The organism is Quadrisphaera sp. DVD1 (assembly GCF_058932755.1).
The window spans coordinates 1-1,433 of sequence record NZ_JBZYWI010000265.1 but is presented as its reverse complement, the minus strand read 5'-3'; the positions used below and the strand labels follow the sequence as shown (position 1 = coordinate 1,433).

2 pseudogenes are annotated in these 1,433 nt (G+C 80.3%); both read right to left on the bottom strand.

Annotated elements, in window-relative coordinates:
- Positions 1–851: pseudogene (locus AC5FZL_RS16715) on the bottom strand (LuxR C-terminal-related transcriptional regulator); the annotation flags it as partial.
- A 16-nt stretch (positions 852–867) separates the two neighbouring features.
- Positions 868–1,433, bottom strand: a pseudogene (locus tag AC5FZL_RS16710) (hypothetical protein); the annotation flags it as partial.

Below are 1,433 nucleotides of genomic sequence, written 5' to 3'. Positions count from 1 at the left end.
ACGAGCAGCGCGCGCTGGAGCCCGTGCACGCGCTCGGCGGGGCAGGAGGCGACCAGGGTGCGGGCCGCCAGGGGGACGAGCGCGCCGTCGGCGCGCAGCAGCCCGGTGGCGCGGGCGCGGTCGAGGAGCTCGTCGGCCTCCGCCACCGGCACCGCCAGCGCCGCGGTGACCGCCTCCTGGTCCACGGGCAGGCCCAGGGCCAGGAGGAGGAGGAGGTGGCGCACCTCGGCGTCGAGCTCGTCGAGGTCGTGGCGCAGCCGCTGCAGCGTGCGCTCCGGCACGACCGGCGAGGTCCCGGGTGCCGGGGGCGCGTCGTGCAGGCAGCGCAGCAGCTGGTGCACCAGCGTGGGCAGGCCGCCGGCCTGGGTCAGCAGCAGGTCGAGCACCCCGCTCGGGAGGGGCGCGCCCCACGCGGCGCCCGCCCACGCGCTGACCTGGGTGGCGTCGAGGTGGTCCAGGACCACCGGCCTGCGCCGCTGGCGCAGCACCCCGACCAGGTCTGCGAGGCCCGCGGGCCGCGGCCAGGGGCGGTACGCCACCACGAGGCGGGCGGCGGGGTCCTCGGCGAGGGCGGTGAGGAGGGCGAGCGCCTCGGGGCCGGCCTCCTGGGCGTCGTCGACGACCACCGCGGTGGTGGCCGGGTCGACGCGCCCGGCCACGACGTCCGCCAGGCCGGCGACGGGCACGCGCGCGTGCCGGTAGACCGCCCGCAGGGCCGCGAGGAGGGTGGACTTGCCGCAGCCGTCCGGTCCCGTGACCGCCACGGCCAGCGGCTCCTGCGGCCGGGAGGCCACCGCCTCGCAGAACCGGGCGGCGGGCGGGGGGAGGGGCCCGGGCAGCGCGGCGCTCATGCTCCGACGCTCACGATCATGCGGCGGCCTCGGTGGCCGTGGTCGCTGTGGACGTCTGGGTGCCCGTGGGGTCGGCCGTCGTGGGGTCGGCCGTCGTGGGGTCGGCCGTCGTGGGGTCGAGCGTCGGTGTCGGCTCGGGCTCCGGGGTGGGCGTGGGTGTCGGCTCGGGCTCCGGGGTGGGCGTCGGCGTCGGCGTCGGTGTCGGCTCCGGGGTCGGCTCCGGGGTCGGCTCCGGGGTGGGCTCCGGGGTGGGCTCCGGTGACGGATCGAGCGTCGGCGCGGGCGTGGACGGCGTGGACGGCGCGCCCTCCTGCGTCGGCGTGCCGGTGCCCGTGCCCGTGCCCGTGCCTGTGCCGGTCGGTGCGGGGGCGCCGCCCGCCCCGGAGGCGCCGGTGCCCGTGCTCGCGCCGCCGCTCAGCCGGGACACCGGCTCGGCCCGCGGCCCGTCGGAGGTCGACGCGACCGCCACCTCGCCCTCCTCGGAGCCGCGGCTGCGGCTCCGCTCGGCGGACGAGCCCGTGCGCTCGCTGCGCTCCGGCGGGGCCAGGCCGAGCGCCGACTGCAGCTCGGTGACGACCGGGC